At 50.4% G+C, this 19,241-nt stretch carries 18 protein-coding genes; all 18 read left to right on the top strand.

Features of this window, described 5'->3' with window-relative positions:
* Window position 1: 1 nt before the first annotated feature.
* The 18 genes from EV294_RS07935 (at window position 2) to nusA (ending at window position 19,201) form a co-directional block, all read left to right on the top strand.
* Complete coding sequence (locus tag EV294_RS07935; protein ID WP_132305606.1) at window positions 2-433, top strand: hypothetical protein; 432 nt, start codon at window positions 2-4, stop codon at window positions 431-433.
* 5 nt (window positions 434-438) lie between these two features.
* Window positions 439-1,209 carry a FliA/WhiG family RNA polymerase sigma factor gene (locus EV294_RS07930; protein ID WP_132305604.1) on the top strand — a complete coding sequence of 257 codons (771 nt, stop codon included), beginning with the start codon at window positions 439-441 and terminating at the stop codon, window positions 1,207-1,209.
* A gap of 15 nt (window positions 1,210-1,224) precedes the next feature.
* Window positions 1,225-2,628: a DUF342 domain-containing protein gene (locus EV294_RS07925; RefSeq protein ID WP_132305602.1), complete on the top strand. Its 1,404-nt coding sequence runs from the start codon at window positions 1,225-1,227 to the stop codon at window positions 2,626-2,628.
* Between the two features lie 14 nt (window positions 2,629-2,642).
* Window positions 2,643-2,966 (top strand): hypothetical protein, encoded by a 324-nt coding sequence (locus EV294_RS07920; protein WP_132305600.1) that lies wholly within the window; start codon window positions 2,643-2,645, stop codon window positions 2,964-2,966.
* 27 nt (window positions 2,967-2,993) lie between these two features.
* Window positions 2,994-3,548: a DUF6115 domain-containing protein gene (locus EV294_RS07915; RefSeq protein WP_132305598.1), complete on the top strand. Its 555-nt coding sequence runs from the start codon at window positions 2,994-2,996 to the stop codon at window positions 3,546-3,548.
* Window positions 3,541-4,107: a hypothetical protein gene (locus tag EV294_RS07910; RefSeq protein WP_132305596.1), complete on the top strand. Its 567-nt coding sequence runs from the start codon at window positions 3,541-3,543 to the stop codon at window positions 4,105-4,107. The genes EV294_RS07915 and EV294_RS07910 overlap by 8 nt, the downstream gene beginning before the upstream one ends.
* Window positions 4,108-4,295: 188 nt before the next feature.
* Window positions 4,296-4,994, top strand: coding sequence for a 30S ribosomal protein S2 (rpsB, locus tag EV294_RS07905; RefSeq protein ID WP_015844998.1), 699 nt, complete (start codon window positions 4,296-4,298; stop codon window positions 4,992-4,994).
* A 104-nt stretch (window positions 4,995-5,098) separates the two neighbouring features.
* Entirely contained in the window at window positions 5,099-5,749 is a 651-nt protein-coding gene (gene tsf, locus EV294_RS07900) for a translation elongation factor Ts (protein WP_015844997.1), read from the top strand.
* Between the two features lie 98 nt (window positions 5,750-5,847).
* Window positions 5,848-6,576, top strand: coding sequence for a UMP kinase (gene pyrH, locus EV294_RS07895; RefSeq protein WP_015844996.1), 729 nt, complete (start codon window positions 5,848-5,850; stop codon window positions 6,574-6,576).
* Window positions 6,576-7,130, top strand: a complete 555-nt coding sequence (gene frr / locus EV294_RS07890) for a ribosome recycling factor (RefSeq protein WP_127495801.1) — start codon at window positions 6,576-6,578, stop codon at window positions 7,128-7,130. Before pyrH ends, frr begins: the two co-directional genes overlap by 1 nt.
* Window positions 7,131-7,195: 65 nt before the next feature.
* Window positions 7,196-7,960: an isoprenyl transferase gene (locus EV294_RS07885; protein ID WP_132305594.1), complete on the top strand. Its 765-nt coding sequence runs from the start codon at window positions 7,196-7,198 to the stop codon at window positions 7,958-7,960.
* 26 nt (window positions 7,961-7,986) lie between these two features.
* Entirely contained in the window at window positions 7,987-8,781 is a 795-nt protein-coding gene (locus tag EV294_RS07880; protein WP_132305592.1) for a phosphatidate cytidylyltransferase, read from the top strand.
* A 333-nt stretch (window positions 8,782-9,114) separates the two neighbouring features.
* Window positions 9,115-10,254: a 1-deoxy-D-xylulose-5-phosphate reductoisomerase gene (locus EV294_RS07875; RefSeq protein ID WP_132305590.1), complete on the top strand. Its 1,140-nt coding sequence runs from the start codon at window positions 9,115-9,117 to the stop codon at window positions 10,252-10,254.
* An 86-nt stretch (window positions 10,255-10,340) separates the two neighbouring features.
* Window positions 10,341-11,606, top strand: a complete 1,266-nt coding sequence (gene rseP / locus EV294_RS07870) for an RIP metalloprotease RseP (protein WP_132305588.1) — start codon at window positions 10,341-10,343, stop codon at window positions 11,604-11,606.
* A 7-nt stretch (window positions 11,607-11,613) separates the two neighbouring features.
* Window positions 11,614-13,062, top strand: coding sequence for a proline--tRNA ligase (gene proS, locus EV294_RS07865; protein WP_132305586.1), 1,449 nt, complete (start codon window positions 11,614-11,616; stop codon window positions 13,060-13,062).
* 42 nt (window positions 13,063-13,104) lie between these two features.
* Window positions 13,105-17,418, top strand: a complete 4,314-nt coding sequence (locus EV294_RS07860; protein ID WP_132305584.1) for a PolC-type DNA polymerase III — start codon at window positions 13,105-13,107, stop codon at window positions 17,416-17,418.
* A gap of 186 nt (window positions 17,419-17,604) precedes the next feature.
* Window positions 17,605-18,066, top strand: coding sequence for a ribosome maturation factor RimP (gene rimP / locus EV294_RS07855; protein WP_132305582.1), 462 nt, complete (start codon window positions 17,605-17,607; stop codon window positions 18,064-18,066).
* Between the two features lie 37 nt (window positions 18,067-18,103).
* Window positions 18,104-19,201, top strand: coding sequence for a transcription termination factor NusA (gene nusA / locus EV294_RS07850; RefSeq protein ID WP_132305580.1), 1,098 nt, complete (start codon window positions 18,104-18,106; stop codon window positions 19,199-19,201).
* Window positions 19,202-19,241 lie beyond the last annotated feature (40 nt).

Genomic DNA, 19,241 nt, shown 5'->3' with positions numbered 1-19,241 from the left:
AATGGTTGGAAATTGGCGATGGAATGTCGGCTTGGGGATTTTTGGCGCGGTATTAACCTTATTATTTTCGATTGGTAAAAACCCGCTGTCTGTCATGCTGATGCGCAGCATGTATGCTTTCATCGCCTTTGCTGCGATTGCATTTGTCATGCGGTTTCTGCTTGCCTTAATTCTTAGTCCGCCAGTGATGCATCAAGCAGAGACAGCAGGAGAAGAAGGAAAAGGCACACAGCTGGATCTCCAAACTCCCGACGAGAGCGAAGACCTGAATCAACTGCTTAAATCGCAGATGGACGGCCATAAGGCTCAGGACGCACAACAGCAAGACCAACAAAATGAGTTTAAGCCGTTAACGCCGCCAAAGCTGGTATCAACGCAGAATAAAGAGCCTGAGGAATTGGCTAAGGCCATTCGTCATCTGACTGGAGGGTGAGTGACATGATTGCGACTGCGAACTTGGATTTGTGGCGAGCGTGGAAAGAGGAAGGCGATCTTGAAGCCAAGAAGCGTCTCATCGAGCAATTCTTGCCTTTGGTCGATTATGTAACGAACCGTATGGCGATTGGATTGCCCAAAAATGTTCTAAAGGATGATCTCGCCAGCAACGGAGTCATGGGGCTTATCGATGCGATCGAGAAATTCGATTATTGTCGCGGCTTACAGTTTGAAACCTATGCATCCTGGAGAATCCGCGGATCGATTATCGACGGTCTTCGCCAGGGTGACTGGGTGCCGCGCTCGGTGCGCGAGAAGGCAAAGCGCATTGAAGAAGCTTATCAAAGCCTGGAGCAGAAATACTTGCGTTCCGTCTCCGACGCGGAGATTAGCGAATATTTGAATGTCAGCGAGAAGGAATTTACAACGATGCTTCATGAAATTGCGATTACGACGGTATGCTCGCTCGAGGATCCGATCCGTGAAGAGGAATCGGAAACGAGACTATCGCTGCTTATCGATGAACGGGCCAAAAATCCGGATCATAAAGCGCATGAGTTTTTCCTCAAGGACTCGCTCGTCAGCGGCATTGAGAAATTAACGGAGAAGGAGCGCACCGTTATTTCGCTCTTTTATTATGAAGAATTATCGTTAAGCGAGATAGCGGAAGTCATGTCGTTATCCCCATCAAGGATTTCCCAGTTACATTCGAAAGCTATCTTACGGCTGCGCGGAGCGTTAGCGAAGCATAAAGATCAATTACTGCAGCATTAGAAGGGAGTAGGCAAGGTGGAAGACCATTTATTGGAGTCTTACTTGCGTATCCAGATATCAGCTGACAAGCTGTCTGCCTTACTGACCTTTAACCGGATCACCGAGGATTTCGACTGTACTCCCGGTCAATTGGAACGATTTGTACGCAGCAAGGGCGTTGTATATGGGATACGAACAAGTCTGTTAAATGAAATTTGCACCAATACGCTCGCGTATTGCAAAGAGCAAACATTAATCGCTGTTGGTACTCCGGCTTCGCCAGGTAAGGACGGATCTATCCGTTTCGCTTATGACATGCAGGAGCAAACCCAGCGTCCTGCAGAGCTGGAAGACGGCAAGGTGGATTTCAAGGAAGTTTCCCGGCTGAAAAACGTAAAGCGCGGTCAATTAATCGCAGAGCGGGTCGATGCCCTTTTCGGTTCGCCCGGCATGATGGTAACCGGCGACGAGATTCCTGCCAAGCAAGGCAAGCAGGCTAGGTTTAAAGTGGGGAAAAACGTTGTTGTGAACGAGACCCAGACGGCCATGTATGCCCTAATTGACGGTCTTATTACGATTACTGACAAAGAGAAAGTAAACGTTTTCCCGGTATACGAAGTTAACGGAGACGTTGATTATAGAGTCGGCAACATCGATTTTGTCGGAACGGTGGTCATTCGAGGCAATGTCCTCAGCGGGTTTCGGGTTAAAGCGTCCGGCGATATCCGCGTAATAGGCGGCGTGGAGGGAGCGGAGCTGGAATCCGAGGGTTCGATTGAGATAACCGGCGGTATCATGGCCGGCAATAAAGGCTATGTCAAAGCGCAAAAGAACGTAAAAAGCTCCTTCATCCAGGACAGCAATGTTATTGCCGGCGAAGATGTTTTGGTGTCGCAGAGCATCATGCATTCGCATGTTCGAGCCGGACGCAGCGTGATTTGCCAAGGTTCAAAGGGATTGATTGTTGGCGGTTCCATACAAGCGGTTGAGCAAGTGTCGGCGCGCGTGATCGGCAATACGATGTCAACGGCTACCACAATTGAAGTAGGGGTGCAGCCAGAGTCCCGGTCCGAGCTGCAGGAACTGCGCTTAACGCTTCGCAAGCATATGGATGCGATGGACAAGACGGTGAAAGCATTAACGATTCTTGACCAGCAAGCCGCGATGGACCAGTTAAACGATCAAAAAATGGCCATGCGGATCAAACTGGGCGCGACCAGACGCCAGACAACCGCCGAGATCGACCAGATCAGAGAACGTATTCTGGAGATTGAGAAAACGCTTGAGGATACCGATAAAGCAAAGGTCGATGTTAGCCACACGGTATACGGCGGCATCAAGATTGTGATCGGACGTTATACGCGTTTCATTAAAGATCCTGTACAACGTGTTTCTTTCCGGTATACAGACGGGGATATCGTACAATTACCTTTCTCGTAGGAAGGAGCTTGAAGATGGCGTTTAAGCCCATTGATTTGCAATGGTCGATCCCGCGTACCCCCGAAGCGGGCGGAATTCAAAGCCAGTCGAATCATAAGGCGAATGCGGAGGTTTCGCGTTTGGCCGAACTAGCCTCTAAGCAAACCGAGCAATTGCGCAGCAGGAATACCGGCGTTGAACAGACGGGCGGAACGAACGTTCGCAATGACCGTGAGCGCCAAAACGGAAATCCTTATCTCGCCAAGCGAAAGCAGAAGCAGGGGCAGGAGGAGTCCGCGAATTCGGAGGAAAAGGCCGAGCATCCCTATAAAGGGCATCACGTGGATATTACGCTATAAGAACAGCAAAGGTTGTAGAGGGTGTGAATGATGTCAAACTGGACTTATATTGTACTGCTCGGTGCGGTTGTAGCCGTGGCTTCGTTGTTTTTGCCAAGAAAACAGCAGGAGCGGGAAGCGAAGGATACGCGCAATATGGAAATCGCGCTCGAGCAGTTTATGGAGAATACCGAGCTGGACCATCAAGAATTGGTTAAGCTTGTTTCGGCTTTGCGAGAAGAGGGCAAACAGCATGCGGATGCGAACAAGCAGAGGATGACAGAGCTCGAGAACAAAAGCATGCTGCTGGAGCAGCAGCTTGCCTTCCTTCAGCAGCAGCGTCAAAACGATTTATTGCAGGCTGCGCAAACCATGCCTGTCTCCGGGATGGCTAAAGCCGCTCCAGCGGCAGATCAGCCGACAATCGTCGATCAGGAGCCCGAGCAGCCCGTATCGGGCATACAGCTGCGTTATCCTGATCTGTTTGATTTTTATCGTCAAGGCAAGTCTATCGAAGCCATCGCGAAAAAGCTGAATATGAATAAAGGCGAGGTGCAGCTTATCTTGCAGCTAGCCAAGCAGGAGGAGAAGGCTTATGTTTAAGAACCGCTCCTTTGTCGCAGGATTAGGTGTCGGCATCATTGCCGGCGCTATTTTGCTGCAGCTGATGCAGATAGGGGACGAAAGCCAGCGGAAGCTTTCGGACGGATTCAACGATGGGGAGCCGAAGCTGTATACGCAGGCGCAGCTAGACGAGAAGCTTGCGGAGGAGCGGGCTAAAGCAAGCCAGAATGCGATGGAAACGGCCAATCCGGAAGCGGAGAAGCCGGAGGAGTCACCTGCGGTCAAAGCGCCGGAACCGCCTGCTGATAGCAGCAAGAACGACGATAAGAAGGAAGCAGCCGCAGAGAAGCCAGCCGAAGAAGTCGTTAAACGGCAGCTTCGCATTACAGGCGGCATGAACTTGACGGACACTGCGGAGCTGCTCGCCGGGCAAAAGCTGATTTCGGACAAGGCTGCTTTTATCAAGGCCATGAAAAATAAGCCCGTCCGCGCCGGTTATTTCATTTTTGAAGGAAATCCGACGGTTACGGACATCATACGTATTCTGACAAGCAAGCCGCTTACGAAATCGGAATTCGAGCAAAAAATGAAGGGCTAAAGACAAACTGCAAAATTTCGACAATCATCTGTTGCACCGTGTAGGCAGATATGTTATAGTAATTGACGGTGTTAAAAACACACGCCTATTAATTCCGTTAATGGTGCTTCCGGTCGCCGGAAGTTTTAGCGGAAGATGCGATGGGCGGAGGTAATTACTCAAAAACCATAACAGGAGGTGTGTTGAATATGGCGGTTATTTCCATGAAACAGCTTCTCGAAGCTGGGGTACACTTCGGTCACCAAACTCGTCGTTGGAACCCTAAGATGGATCGTTATATCTTCACAGAAAGAAACGGAATTTACATTATCGACCTGCAAAAAACAGTTAAGAAAGTCGAAGAGGCATACAACTTCGTGCGTTCTGTAGCTGCTGAGGGCGGCACTATGCTGTTCGTAGGTACGAAAAAACAAGCTCAAGACTCGGTAAAAGAAGAAGCTGAACGTTGCGGCAACTTCTACATCAACCAACGTTGGTTGGGTGGTACGCTGACTAACTTCCAAACGATCCAAAAACGTATTGATCGTCTGCGTCAACTCGAAAAATGGTCGGAAGACGGTACTTTCGAAGTACTGCCTAAAAAAGAAGTTATCATTCTTAACAAAGAAAAAGACCGTCTGGAAAAATTCCTCGGCGGCATCAAAGGCATGAAAGGCCTGCCTAGCGCGCTGTTCATCATCGATCCTCGCAAAGAGCGTATCGCTGTTGCTGAAGCACGCAAACTCGGTATCCCAATCGTAGGTATCGTTGATACGAACTGCGATCCGGACGAAATCGACTATGTAATTCCAGGCAATGACGACGCGATTCGCGCGGTTAAATTGCTGACGTCCAAAATGGCTGACGCTATCGTGGAAGCTAACCAAGGCGAGCAAACAACTGCTTAATCCGATATAATTGCTACAACAAAGGGTGGTCAGAAGGTGAAAGCCTCTCACCGCCCTTTTTTTGAACGTAAAAACTAAAAATGGAATTTCCAGGAGGGCTAATCATGGCGGTATCCGCAAGCGCAGTAAAAGAACTTCGTGAAAGAACTGGAGCAGGTATGCTCGATTGCAAGAAAGCATTGGACGAAACAAACGGCGACATCACAAAAGCAATTGAATTGCTTCGTGAAAAAGGTCTGTCCGCGGCTGCTAACAAAGCTGGCCGTGTTGCAACGGAAGGCGTAGTTGAATCGTATATCCATGCAGGCGGCCGTATCGGCGTTCTGGTTGAAATCAACTGCGAAACGGACTTCGTAGCTAAAACAGATCAATTCCGCACTTTCGCGCGCGACATCGCAATGCACATTGCTGCAGCAAACCCTAAATTCGTAAAACGCGAAGAAGTTCCTGCTGAGGAAATCGAAAAAGAGCGCGAGATCTTGAAAGCTCAAGCTCTGAACGAAGGCAAACCAGAAAAAATCGTTGAAAAAATGGTTGACGGCCGTATCTCCAAATACTACGAAGAGTACTGCCTGATGGAGCAATCCTTCGTTAAAGATCCGGACAAAACAATCTCGGCTCTTCTGAACGAGAAAATCAGCGCTATCGGTGAAAACATCTCGATCCGTCGTTTCGTTCGTTACGAACTGGGCGAAGGCTTGGAGAAAAAAGTGGATAACTTCGTTGAAGAAGTTATGGCTCAAGCAAAACTGTAAACCGAACGCACAGGCGGGGCGGGGCGTTCGCCCCGCTCTTTTTTTCTAAATAATAGGATGTTACCTCGCCCGCGAGGTACAAGATGGAGGTAGGGACGATGGGACAGCCTGTTTTCAAAAGAATTGTTCTAAAAGTAAGCGGAGAATCCTTGTCGGGGGATCAAGGCTACGGCATTGAAGCCTCGGTCATTTCCGAAATCGCTGATCAAGTTAAAGAAGTAGTTGCACTCGGTGTTGAAGTCGCTATCGTTGTAGGCGGCGGCAACATTTGGCGCGGTATTGCTGGCACGGCTAAAGGCATCGACCGGGCAACAGCAGACTATATGGGCATGCTGGCAACCGTAATGAACTCCCTGGCCTTGCAGGATGCGCTTGAGCAGATCGAAGTGCCTACTCGCGTTCAAACTTCGATCGCCATGCAACAAATCGCGGAGCCTTACATAAGACGCCGCGCAATCCGTCACCTGGAGAAAGGCCGCGTTGTCATTTTCGCAGCCGGCACAGGCAACCCGTTCTTCTCGACAGATACGACTGCAGCCCTTCGCGCAGCCGAGATCGAGGCGGAAGTCATTCTGATGGCTAAGAACAAAGTTGACGGCGTATATTCCGCCGATCCGTTCAAAGACGCTACAGCTGAGAAATACGAAGAATTGACTTACATGGAAGTACTGAACAAAAACCTTGGAGTTATGGATTCAACGGCATCGTCGCTTTGCATGGATAACAATATTCCGCTCGTCGTGTTCGCGATTACCGAAAAAGGGAATATTAAGAAAGTCGTGCTTGGTGAGAAGATTGGTACTATTGTGAGAGGAAGTGCGAAATAATGCCGCAAGCAATTAAGAAAAATGCAGAAGAGCGTATGGAGAAAGCAATCGGTGCTTTGAAACGTGATCTGGCTACACTTCGTGCAGGACGGGCAACGCCTGCTTTGCTCGACCGTGTTCAAGTTGAATATTACGGGGCGCCTACGCCCGTTGCGCAATTAGCGAATATTAATGTTCCGGATTCCCGCACGCTGTTTATTCAGCCTTGGGACAAATCGTCGATCGCAGCGATCGAGAAAGCGATTATGAAATCCGATCTTGGATTGACGCCATCCAACGATGGTTCGGCTATCCGCATCACTTTGCCCCCGCTTACGGAAGAGCGCCGCACCGAGCTTGTTAAAACGACGAAGAAGTTCGGCGAAGAAGCGAAGGTTGCTATCCGCAACATCCGCCGCGACGCAAACGACGATATCAAAAAGCTTGAGAAAACGACGATTTCGGAAGACGAATCCCGTCGCCATCAAGAAGACATTCAAAAAGCAACGGACCGTTTCATCGCGGAAGTTGATAAAGTATTGGTAGCTAAAGAGAAAGAGATTATGGAAGTATAATTGCGCCTACAGCCCCTCCGTCAGGTGGGGTTTGGTTTTTTGAATTCCGGGTGGGAGGAACAAACATGATCAGTCGACTTTGGGCTAAACTTGGCAAATCGTCCTCGAATGCGGCTGAACCGTTGGCAGCTGACAATGTTCCGAAGCATATCGCCATTATCATGGACGGCAACGGACGTTGGGCAAAGAAACGTGGGCTTCCACGAATCGCCGGCCATCATACCGGTATGAAAACGGTGAAGCGAATCGTAATGGAGGCAGATCGTCTTGGTGTCAAATATTTGACATTGTACGCTTTTTCCACGGAAAACTGGAAGCGGCCCAAAGACGAAGTTGAGTTCCTGATGAAGCTTCCCCAGCAATTTTTGGAAATCGAGCTGGCAGAGCTCATTGAAAAAAACGTTCAAGTTCGCATGATGGGGCATAAAGAAAACCTGCCTTCGTTTACGCTTAGCGCTGTCGAGGAAGCTATCACGAAAACGGCTCAAAATACTGGACTCGTACTCAATTTTGCTCTTAATTATGGCGGTCGCAGGGAAATGCTTGAAGCGATCAAAGAAATTGCTGCCGATGTACAGGACGGACGTTTATCAACCGAGCAGATTGACGAGCAGCTGCTCTCCAGCCGTTTGTTAAGCGGAGACATTCCTGATCCCGATTTGCTGATCCGTACGAGCGGTGAACTCAGGTTGAGCAACTTCATGCTATGGCAGCTTGCTTATAGCGAAATGTGGTTTACGAACGTTTATTGGCCGGAGTTTACCGAAGCGCATTTGCAGGAAGCCATTCAGGAATATCAGCGGCGTGCCCGGCGATACGGCGGTTTATAGCATCGATAACGGAGAGTGACCATCACTTGAAACAGAGAATCATTTGGGGACTGCTTGCCGGCGCGGCGTTTGTTGCTTTGCTCTTAGCCGGCGGATGGTTTTATGCAGTTGCGCTGGTGTTGCTGGCATTGCTTGGATTTAATGAATATACGAAGATGAACGGGCACTCGTGGAATGAACCGGCGTCTCTGCTGGGTTATGCGGGCGTGCTTATGTTCGTATGGCCGTGGAAGCTCATGGGCGTAGATTCGCCTTCGTCGATTACCGTGCTATGGGTGCTGGCTTTCTTGCTGCTTGCGGTAACGGTATTCACTAAAAACAAAATAACCATCGACGGCGCCTCGCTTATGTTGTTAGGCGCTTTATATGTAGGTTACGGCTTTAGTTCAATGAATGCCGTTCGGGATTTGGACCACCACGGCATTTTCTGGTCGTTTCTTATTATTACATGCAATGTTGCTTCCGATGCAGGCGCGTATTTCGTCGGGCGGGCGATGGGCAAGCATAAGCTGTGGCCGTCTATTAGCCCAAACAAGACGATTGAAGGTGCTGTCGGCGGTGTTGTCCTCGCGGTCATTGCAGCGCTTCTATTCGCGGTCTGCGCACCGCATATTGTCGACATCGGGACTTCGTTATTGATCGGTCTTATCGTAGCTGTAGCCGGTCAACTGGGCGACCTCATCCAATCGGCCTACAAGCGTGTCCGCAACATCAAGGATTCCGGCTCCATCCTGCCGGGTCATGGCGGTGTTCTAGACCGTTTTGACAGTTGGATTATCGTGTTCCCTTTGTTGATACTGACCGATTTGATCCCTACATAAACAAGTGGCAAAGCAAAGTGGTTTTATCCACCTGTGGATAAGCATTAACACGGACCTTTAACCAGGTTAATGATTCTTTCTCTGCTCTCCATCTTTTTTCTTTGGCAATTCCGACTTGGAAGGAATGCCGAGTCGGGGTTGGCTCTTGAGTGAGCGGAGCGAAAGTGTTATGGAAGAGAAGCGCTAGCGCTCGCCTTTGTCCAGGAATTTCAACCGCTAGGCGGATTGAGATCAAGAAATTCATGGACAACAGCGATCGAAGCCATGACACTTTCGCGCAGCGAATGTTTTTCGAGAGCAAATTACGCATCAAACGAGTTCCAGGAGGAATCCATGAAAAAAATCACCATTTTAGGTTCCACCGGCTCCATAGGCACCCAGACGCTAGACGTTATTGCCAATGATCCGGACCGCTACCAGGTTGTCGGCTTGTCAGCGGGCAATAACCTGCAACTGCTGATCGAGCAGGCCAGACAATTCCGGCCTTCGGCGGTTTGCTTGGCCAGCAAGGAGTTGGCAGAGCAGGCAAAGACGGAATTGCCTCCGGATACTCAGATCCTGTATGGCGAGGAGGGGCTTGTGGAAATCGCGGCGAATAACGATGCCGATGTTGTCGTGACAGCGCTTGTTGGCAGCCGCGGTCTTCCTGCAACACTTGCCGCCATTGAAGCTGGCAAGACCATTGCGCTGGCGAACAAAGAAACGCTTGTGACTGCCGGCCATATCGTGATGGAGCGCGCCAGAGAAAAAGGCGTCTCGATTATTCCGGTCGACAGCGAGCACTCGGCGATTTTCCAATGCCTGAACGGGGAAGATTCGAAGGCTTTGCAGCAGCTTACCCTAACGGCATCCGGCGGGTCGTTCCGCGACCGTACGCGCGAACAGCTGGAAGGCGTATCGGTCGCGGAAGCATTGAACCATCCGAACTGGTCGATGGGAGCCAAGATCACGATTGATTCCGCAACCATGGTGAACAAAGGATTGGAGGTCATCGAAGCCAGATGGCTGTTTGATGTGACTTACGATCAGATCAAGGTCCTGATCCACCCGGAGAGCATTATCCATTCGTTTGTGGAATTCAGCGACAATAGCGTAATTGCTCAGTTGGGCTTGCCGGATATGCGGGTTCCGATTCAATATGCGCTTACTTATCCGAATCGCCGTCCGACGCCGACTGGCCGATTGGATCTGGCGGCAATCGGGAAGCTGCATTTCCGCGAGATGGATTTTGCGAGATACCCTTGCCTCAAACTTGCCTTTGACTGCGGCCGTGCCGGCGAATCGGCGCCAACGGTGTTCAATGCAGCCAATGAAGTTGCGGTAGCCCGTTTCTTGAACGGGGAGATTGATTTCTTGGGCATTGAGCGAGTGCTGGAGCGCGTTCTCGAGCGCCACTCGGTAACAGCAGTAAATGATTTGCAGGCTATTGCAGAAATAGACGCGTGGGCTCGTAAAGAGGCAGCGGTCATCTAGCTTTTGCCTTAACCTGCGGTTCTCTTGTATCGTACGGGAGAATAATGATAATCTATGTACAGGCCGTTACGAACAGGAGGCTCGCTATGGAGATGATTCGGGTCATATTTATGACCGTGCTCGTATTTTTTGTCATTGTGACCATTCACGAATGGGGACACTATTTTTTCGCGAAACGCGCCGGGATATTGGTAAGGGAATTCGCTATCGGCTTTGGGCCTAAGCTCTTTTCGATCAAACGCGGCGAAACGCGCTTTACGCTGAGACTTGTGCCCGCAGGCGGCTTTGTCCGCATGGCAGGCGAGGATCCGGAGATTGTAGAGGTTACTGTCGGCCAAACGGTAGCCGTTCGGGTCAAGAATAATCAGGTTACCCGGATTTATCTTGATCGTCTGGATGAGCGGAGCGGCGTTATTCGCGGGGAAGTGACTGGCATTGATCTGGAGAAGGATTTGTTCGTTTCCCTTGACGTTGAAGGGGAGAACGACCGTTTCTCCGTTCATCCTGCAGCGCTTCTCATTTCAAGAGGGAAAGAGACGCAGATTGCTCCGATCGACCGTCAATTCGGAAGCAAATCGGTTGGCGCGCGCGCCATGTCCATCTTTGCAGGCCCTCTCATGAACTTTGTGCTTGCGTTTGTTTTGTTCATGGCATACATACAGCTCGCTGGAACGCCGCAAGGCTTGCTGGTTGACGAAGTAACCAAAGGAATGCCGGCCGAGCGGGCACAACTGCAAAAAGGTGATTTGATCGATACCGTCAACGGCGTCAAGATCGGCACCGATTATGACAAAATGATTGATATTATCGGTGCTTCCGCAGGCAAGCCGATTCAATTGAATGTCATCCGCAACGGGACGCTTGAACCGGTTAAGCTGACTCCGGTGGCCGATGATCAAGGCGTCGGCAAGGTTGGCCTCAGAGCGGCTTATCAGTTCCGCAGCGCAACGGTTGGGGAGACCATTACCGGTGCGGCGAAGCTGATGAAGACGATGACGATCAGCATTTTCGAAGGCTTCAAGAAGATTATTATCGGAGACTTTAAGCTCGATGATTTGGGCGGACCGGTCCGTACAGCGGAAATGACGAGCGAGATTGCCCGCAAGGGGATCACGGACCTGACGTCATGGACGGCTCTGTTAAGCCTGTATCTAGGCATATTCAACTTGCTGCCGATTCCCGCGCTTGATGGCAGCAGGCTTATTTTCCTCGGTCTCGAGGCGGTTCGCGGGCGTCCGGTTAATCCAAGCCGGGAAAGCATGGTCCACTTCATCGGTTTTGCCTTAATAATGCTGCTGATGCTTGTGGTGACTTACAATGATATTTTGCGATTGGTACGAGGGGAGCCATAAGTCGGTTATGTCCAAGGATAAACAGTTTGTTACCGAAATTACGCCACAAGGCGAAGATTTTTCCAGATGGTATATCGATGTCATTAAGAAAGCGGAGCTCATGGATTATTCGCCGGTACGCGGCTGTATCGTGTTCCGTCCGGAAGGCTATGAGCTGTGGGAAAATATTCAGCGCGACCTGGACCGCCGTTTCAAGGAAACCGGCCACCGCAATGCCTACTTCCCGCTCTTTATCCCGGAGAGTTTTTTCCAGAAGGAGAAGGAGCACGTCGAAGGCTTTAATCCCGAGCTGCCTTGGGTAACCGAAGCGGCAGGCGAGAAGCTGGAAGAGCGTCTGGCGATTCGCCCGACTTCGGAAACGATGTTCGGCCATATGTATGCCAAATGGATTCAATCTTATCGCGATCTGCCGCTCCTTATTAACCAATGGGCGAACGTTGTCCGCTGGGAGAAGCGTACGCTGCCGTTCCTTCGCACAAGCGAATTCCTGTGGCAGGAAGGCCATACGGCTCACGAGACCGAAGATGAAGCCCGCGAAGAAACGATGAGAATGCTGACGGTATACCGCGAATTCGTGGAAGAGTTCCTGGCTATTCCGGTTATCGAAGGGGAAAAGACGCCATCCGAGCGTTTTGCCGGCGCGGTTAACACGTATTCCATCGAAGCGATGATGAAAGACGGCAAGGCGGTGCAAGCCGGTACGTCCCATTATTTGGGCACTAAATTTGCCGTTGCGTTCGACATTAAATATTTGGACCGCGAGAATACCCTTCAGTTCGCGCATACCACATCTTGGGGCGTGAGCACGCGGCTGATTGGTGCTATGATTATGGTTCATGGCGATGACCGCGGATTGGCATTGCCTCCTAAGGTTGCGCCGACGCAAGTGATTATGATTCCGATTGGTCCGGCTAAAACCCGCGATCAAGTGGTTGGACGGGTAGACGAGCTTTATGCGGAATTGAAAAAAGCCGGCGTCCGAGTTAAAGTTGACGACCGTTCCGACGTAAGTCCGGGGTGGAAGTTCAACGAGTACGAGATGCGCGGCGTTCCGCTTCGTCTCGAGCTTGGTCCACGCGATATGGAAAACGGACAAGTTGTTCTCGTATCGCGCATTAGCGGCGAGAAACGAATCGTTCGCCAGGATAACCTGATTGCGGAAGTGGAAACGATGCTTGCCGATATTCAACGCGATATGTATGAGAAAGCGAAAAAATTCCGCGAAGATAATTTCTACGACGTAGAGACGCTTGACGAGATGAAAGCTTCGATGGAAGAGAAACGTGGATTTGTACTGGCCGGCTGGTGCGGTTCCGCTGCTTGCGAGAAGCAAGTGAAGGAAGAGACTGGCGCTACAAGCCGCAACATCCCATTCGAACCGGAGAAGAAGAAAAGCAAATGTCTCGTATGCGGTGATCATGCGGAGCACACGGTCGTATTTGCACGTGCCTACTAAAAGCATCGATCGGATTGGATCGTACAGGAGTGATTGATTGCCATGAGCCAAACCGGAGACAACCGGCAGCGCTTTGAGCTGCTTATGCAGCAAGCGGGGCTGCCGCTCGAAATTATAAATTCCTATTACAAGGACGGTTATATCGAACAAGTCGTTGTAGGGAAAAGCAACAGAAAATGGACGTTTTGCATTCGCAAAACGTCTTTAGTTCCTTATAAGGCATTTATGGCTTTAACTCAAGCCGTGAATATGAAGTTCGCTCATATTGCCGAAACTTCCTTTAAACTTCTATATGACGATGCCGTTTCATCGGCAGACATTGCCCGAGAATACTGGCCTTTGTTCCTCGAATGGGTCCAGCAGGAGAATGCATCGGTTAACGGCTGGCTTAGCAAAGCCGGCATGGAGCCGACGGACGAGATGATTGTCGTATCGCTGCTGGATGGCATGGGGCTGGAGCTTGCGAAGAAGAAGCGAATCGACGAAGCGATCAGCAGCTTTTACGAACGGACCTTCAGCCGGAATTACCGGGTTAAGCTGGAGGTTGGCGAGCAGGTCAGACAGGATGCCTATGAAGAGTTCCAGCAGAAGCGGGACCAAGCGGAGAGGGAAGCCGTCATTCAAATCATGGAGAGCGTTGCCGAATCTAATGAGGCAGAAGGCGACGAAGAGCTTGTCAAATTGGCAATGGGCTATGATATCAGGGATGAACCTACCCCGCTTATGAATATCCGGGAAGAGGAGAAGAAGGTTACGGTTCAGGGGGCAGTATTCGGCCTCGAGGTGAAGGAGCTCCGCAACGGAATGACCTTATTCACCTTTAACGTAACGGACTTCACCGATTCCATGGCGATGAAGATGTTCGCCAAGACGAAGGAAGACGTGAAAATCTTAAGCCTGCTGTCTAATGGCAAATGGGTAAAGGCCCGCGGCAAGGTCGATTACGACCGATTCATGCAAGAGCCTGAGCTTGTTATGATCCCTAATGATCTCCAAGAGATCTCTTCGCCGCCGGACCGTAAAGACAATGCGGAGGAGAAGCGCGTTGAATTCCATCTTCATTCCACCATGAGCGCGATGGACGCGGTGACGCCGATTGGCGAGTATGTGAAGATGGCGGCCAAGTGGGGACACAAGGCGATTGCGATCACGGACCACAGCAATATTCATTGTTATCCGGAAGCGTTCAAGGCGGCAAAAAAGAATAATATCCAAGTACTATTCGGGCTTGAAGCCAATGTTGTGAATGACGCGGTGCCGATGGTATTGAATTCAAGAGAAGAACAGCTTGCTTCTGCCGTTTATGTCGTATTTGATATTGAGACCACAGGCCTATCCATCATAAATAATAAAATTATCGAGCTTGCTGGCGTAAAAATGCAGAACGGCAAGGAGATTGACCGTTTTTCCACCTTTATCAACCCTCATGAGAAAATCCCTTACCATATTCAGCAGTTGACCAACATCAATGACGATATGGTTAAGGACGCGCCGGAGCTTGAGCCGAAGCTTCGCGAATTTGTCGAGTTTATAGGGGATTGCATTCTGGTCGCCCATAACGCAAGGTTTGATATCGGGTTTATTCAAGCCAATCTCAAGTCTATCGGCCTGCCGGAATTAACGAATCCCGTGCTCGATACGCTGGAGCTCGCAAGATTTCTTCACCCGACGCTTAAGAATCATCGTCTTAATACGTTATCCGCAAAATACAAAGTTTCTCTTGAGAATCATCACCGTGCCGTGGACGACTCCGTTGCTCTCGGCGGTGTAATGTACGGCCTTATCAATGACGCGGCTGAACGCAATATTACGGGACTTCATCAATTAAACGATTATGTCGGTCTGGACATTTCCAATTCCCGGCCGTTCCATTGCAACATTTACGCGTTAAACGCAGTCGGCAAAAAAAATCTGTTCAAGATGGTTTCGATTTCCCATACCGAGCATTTCAAACGCGTTGCTTGTATTCCGAAGAGCAAGCTTGTCGACATGCGAGAAGGCATTCTTGTCATTTCCGGCTGCGAGAAGGGTGAATTCTTCGAGACGGTGCTAAATAAATCTTATGAAGAAGCTCTTGAAGTTGCCCGGTTCTACGATGTGCTCGAAATCCAGCCGGTGGACTTTTACATGCATCTTGTAGATAAAGGACTTGTAGGCAGCCGCGCTGAAATCGAGCAGGCCATGCGCCGTATTTGCGAAATCGGCGATGAGCTTGGCAAGCCTGTTATCGCAACGGGGAACGTCCATTATTTGAATCCTCGGGACAAGCTGTATCGCGATATCGCGATTCACGGCATTACCGGATTCAGCCCCCTGAAGGACATCCGGAAGCCGGATGCCCATTTGCGGACGACCGACGAGATGCTTCGTGAGTTCGCCTTCCTCGGTGAAGCGCGGGCATACGAGGTCGTTGTCAAGAACACAAACGAGCTTGCCGACCGTTTCGAGCCGTTCGAGATGTTCCCGGACAAGCTGTTTACCCCGATTATCGAAGGGGCGGAAGAAGAAATTCGGAGCACATGCTATAACACGGCGAAATCTATGTACGGGGATGAGCTTCCTCAAGTCGTTATCGACCGGCTTGAGAAGGAACTTGTGCCGATTATCAAATTCGGCTTCTCCGCGAACTACTTGATTTCGGAAAAGCTCGTTAAGAAGTCCAATGCCGACGGATACCTCGTAGGTTCGCGGGGATCGGTAGGCTCTTCCGTGGTTGCGACATTCTTGGGCATATCAGAGGTTAATCCGCTGCCAGCGCATTATTTGTGCAAAAATCCGGAATGCCGGCATAGCGAATGGTTCCTTGACGGCAGCGTCCCGAGTGGATTCGACTTGCCGGACAAAAATTGTCCGAAATGCAATCTGCCGATGAAAGGAGAAGGACAGGATATCCCGTTTGAGACCTTCCTTGGTTTCAAGGGCGATAAAGTTCCCGATATCGATCTTAATTTCTCCGGTGAATACCAGCCTACGGCGCATAACTTTACCAAAATCATGTTCGGCGACAAATGCGTTTTCCGTGCCGGCACAATCGGTACGGTAGCCGAAAAAACCGGTTATGGATTTGCGCGCAAGTATGCCGAGGATCATGGCAAAACATGGCGCAGCGCGGAATTGTCGCGCCTTGCTTCCGGTGTAACCGGCGTGAAGCGGAGTACGGGCCAGCATCCGGGCGGTATCGTTGTTGTTCCGAACTACATGGAAGTCGAAGACATTACTCCGGTGCAATACCCGGCGGATGACGTGAACGCGGAGTGGAAGACGACGCATTTCGATTATCACGCCTTTGAAGCCAACTTGCTGAAGCTTGATATTTTGGGGCACGATGATCCGACCATGATGCGGATGCTGCAGGATTTGACGGGTGTCGATCCGACGACTATTCCGATGAACGACCCTAAAGTAATGAGCATGTTCAATTCGACGAAAGCGTTAGGCGTGACCCCTGAGCAGATCCGGACACCGGTAGCGACATACGGCGTTCCGGAGATGGGCACGAAGTTCGTTCGGCAGATGCTTCAGGAGACGCAGCCATCGTCGTTTGCCGACTTGCTTCAGATTTCGGGATTGTCGCATGGTACCGGGGTATGGCTTGGCAATGCTCAGGAGCTGATCAAGAAGGGCACTTGCAACATCAAGACCGTTATCGGCTGTCGTGACGATATCATGCTGTATCTGATCTATAAAGCGGGCATGGATGCCGGACTCGCCTTCAAAATCACGGAAAGCGTGCGTAAAGGCAGAGGCCTTACTCCGGAATGGATCGAAGAGATGAAGCGCTGCAAGGTGCCGGCCTGGTACATTGATTCCTGTCTTCGGATTGAATACATGTTCCCGAAGGCCCATGCCGCCGCTTACGTTATTTCCGCGGTGCGGACCGCCTACTTCAAGCTGTATTATCCGATTCAATACTATGCAACGTATTTCTCGGTTCGCGCGGAAGACTTTGATCTCGAGCTGCTCTGTCAAGGCTACGATGCCATTCAGAAGAAGATTATCGAGATCGAGGACAAGGGCTTTAACGCCACGACCAAAGAAAAGAACAGCATTTCCTTGCTGGAAATGGCACTAGAGATGACAGCCCGCGGCTTCTCCTTCAAACCGATCGATCTGTATCGTTCGGATGCAACGAAATTTATCGTTGACGGCGAAACGCTTATTCCTCCGTTTTCGGCCATTGCCGGTATCGGGGAAAATGCCGCGCGCAATATAGCGGCTGCCAAGGATGCGGGAGAGTTCCTGTCCATTGAAGATTTCCAGCAGAGATCCAAGGCGAGTAAGACCGTTATCGAGGTATTGACGGGCATGGGATGCTTCCGCGGATTGCCGGAATCCAACCAGCTGTCCTTGTTCTAGACGTTGCGTGTTAGAAAACATTTCTTGTCACCCCTATGCGGTTATGATATAATTTTTGTGGCAATGATGTGGATAGAGACTTGAAGCAGAGAGTGGGGAAACCCACTCTTTACGTTTTGTAAACGGCTTTTTTCGCATATGAATGGGCCGCTGGCAGGCGTATGAAGAAACAGGAGGTTACACCGATTGAGCACATCCAAAATCAAAACCGTCGTTGAGGCTATGGTTACTCCTTTCCTCAACAGCAATGGATTTGAACTTGTTGATATTGAGTACGTCAAGGAAGGCAGCAACTTCTTCCTTCGGGTGTTCGTAGACAAGGAAGGCGGCATCGATATTGACGAATGCGGCAGAATCAGCGAATTTTTGAGCGAGGAATTGGATAAAAACGATCCGGTATCCGATGCTTACTTCCTGGAAGTATCATCCCCGGGGGCGGAGCGTCCGCTTAAGAAACCGGAAGATGTTCGCAAGGCCGTAGGCAAGCATGTCTACATAACGACTTACGAGCCGCTTGACGGTTCGAAGGAATTTGAAGGACAGCTTACCGCTTTTGACGGTGAACAGGCTACCGTAAAAATCGGCAAAAAAGAGCATGTCATTCCGTACGCCAAGGTCGCGAGCGCTCGTCTTGCGATTGTGTTCTAAATAGCGGTTTATTTTTGAAAGGGGGAACCCCATTCCAATGAGCATGGATTTTATTGAAGCATTGTCGGAAATCGAGAGGGATAAAGGGATTGCAAAGGAAGTGCTGTTAGAAGCGATTGAAGCGGCTTTGATATCGAGTTACAAGCGCAACTTCAATACGGCGCAGAATGTACGCGTGGACATTAACCGCCACAGCGGCGTTATTAAAGTATACGCGCGCAAGACGGTAGTAGACGAAGTGCTCGATCCGCGTCTTGAAATTACCGTTGACGCCGCGCGGGAGATTAACCCGCACTACGCGCTGGACGATATCGCGGATATCGAGGTTACGCCCCGCGACTTTGGCCGTATTGCCGCCCAGACCGCTAAACAGGTCGTTACGCAGCGTATACGCGAAGCGGAACGCGGTCTGATCTACAACGCGTTTATCGACAAGGAAGAGGATATCGTTAACGGTATCGTGCAGCGCCAGGATACGCGCAACCTGTTTGTCGACCTTGGCAAGGTTGAAGCGGTTCTTCCGCTTACCGAGCTGATGCCTACGGACAAATTTAAGCACGGCGACCGCGTGAAATCGTATATTACTAAAGTAGAGAACACGACTAAAGGGCCGCAAATTATTTTGTCCCGTACTCACCCAGGGCTTCTTAAGCGTCTCTTCGAGCTTGAGGTTCCGGAAATTTACGACGGCGTCGTCGAGATTCGTTCCGTTGCCCGCGAAGCCGGCTACCGTTCGAAGATCGCCGTTTATTCGCGCAACGAAGAGGTTGATCCGGTTGGATCCTGCGTAGGTCCGAAAGGCATGCGCGTACAAACCATCGTTAACGAGCTTACCGGCGAGAAGATCGATATCGTTCGCTGGTCGGAGAGCGTAGAGGAATACGTCGCGAATGCGCTCAGCCCGTCGAAGGTGCTGGAGGTTATCGTATTCGAACAGGAGAAAATGGCCCGCGTAATCGTACCTGATTACCAGCTGTCTCTTGCAATCGGCATTAAAGGTCAGAACGCGCGCCTTGCCGCGAAGCTGACTGGCTGGAAAATCGATATCAAGAGCGAAACCCAAGCGGAGCAGGAGTACGGCCGTCCGAAAACGTCGACCGGCACCATGCACCAGGATTCCGTTTCTATCGATTAATAACAGGCTCGCATCTTGGGTCCATTAACGGGCAAAGGAG

Origin of the sequence: Paenibacillus sp. BK033 (assembly GCF_004345425.1) — a bacterium.
Classification (GTDB): Bacteria; Bacillota; Bacilli; order Paenibacillales; family Paenibacillaceae; genus Pristimantibacillus.
This window is presented reverse-complemented; position numbering and strand designations above follow the sequence as displayed.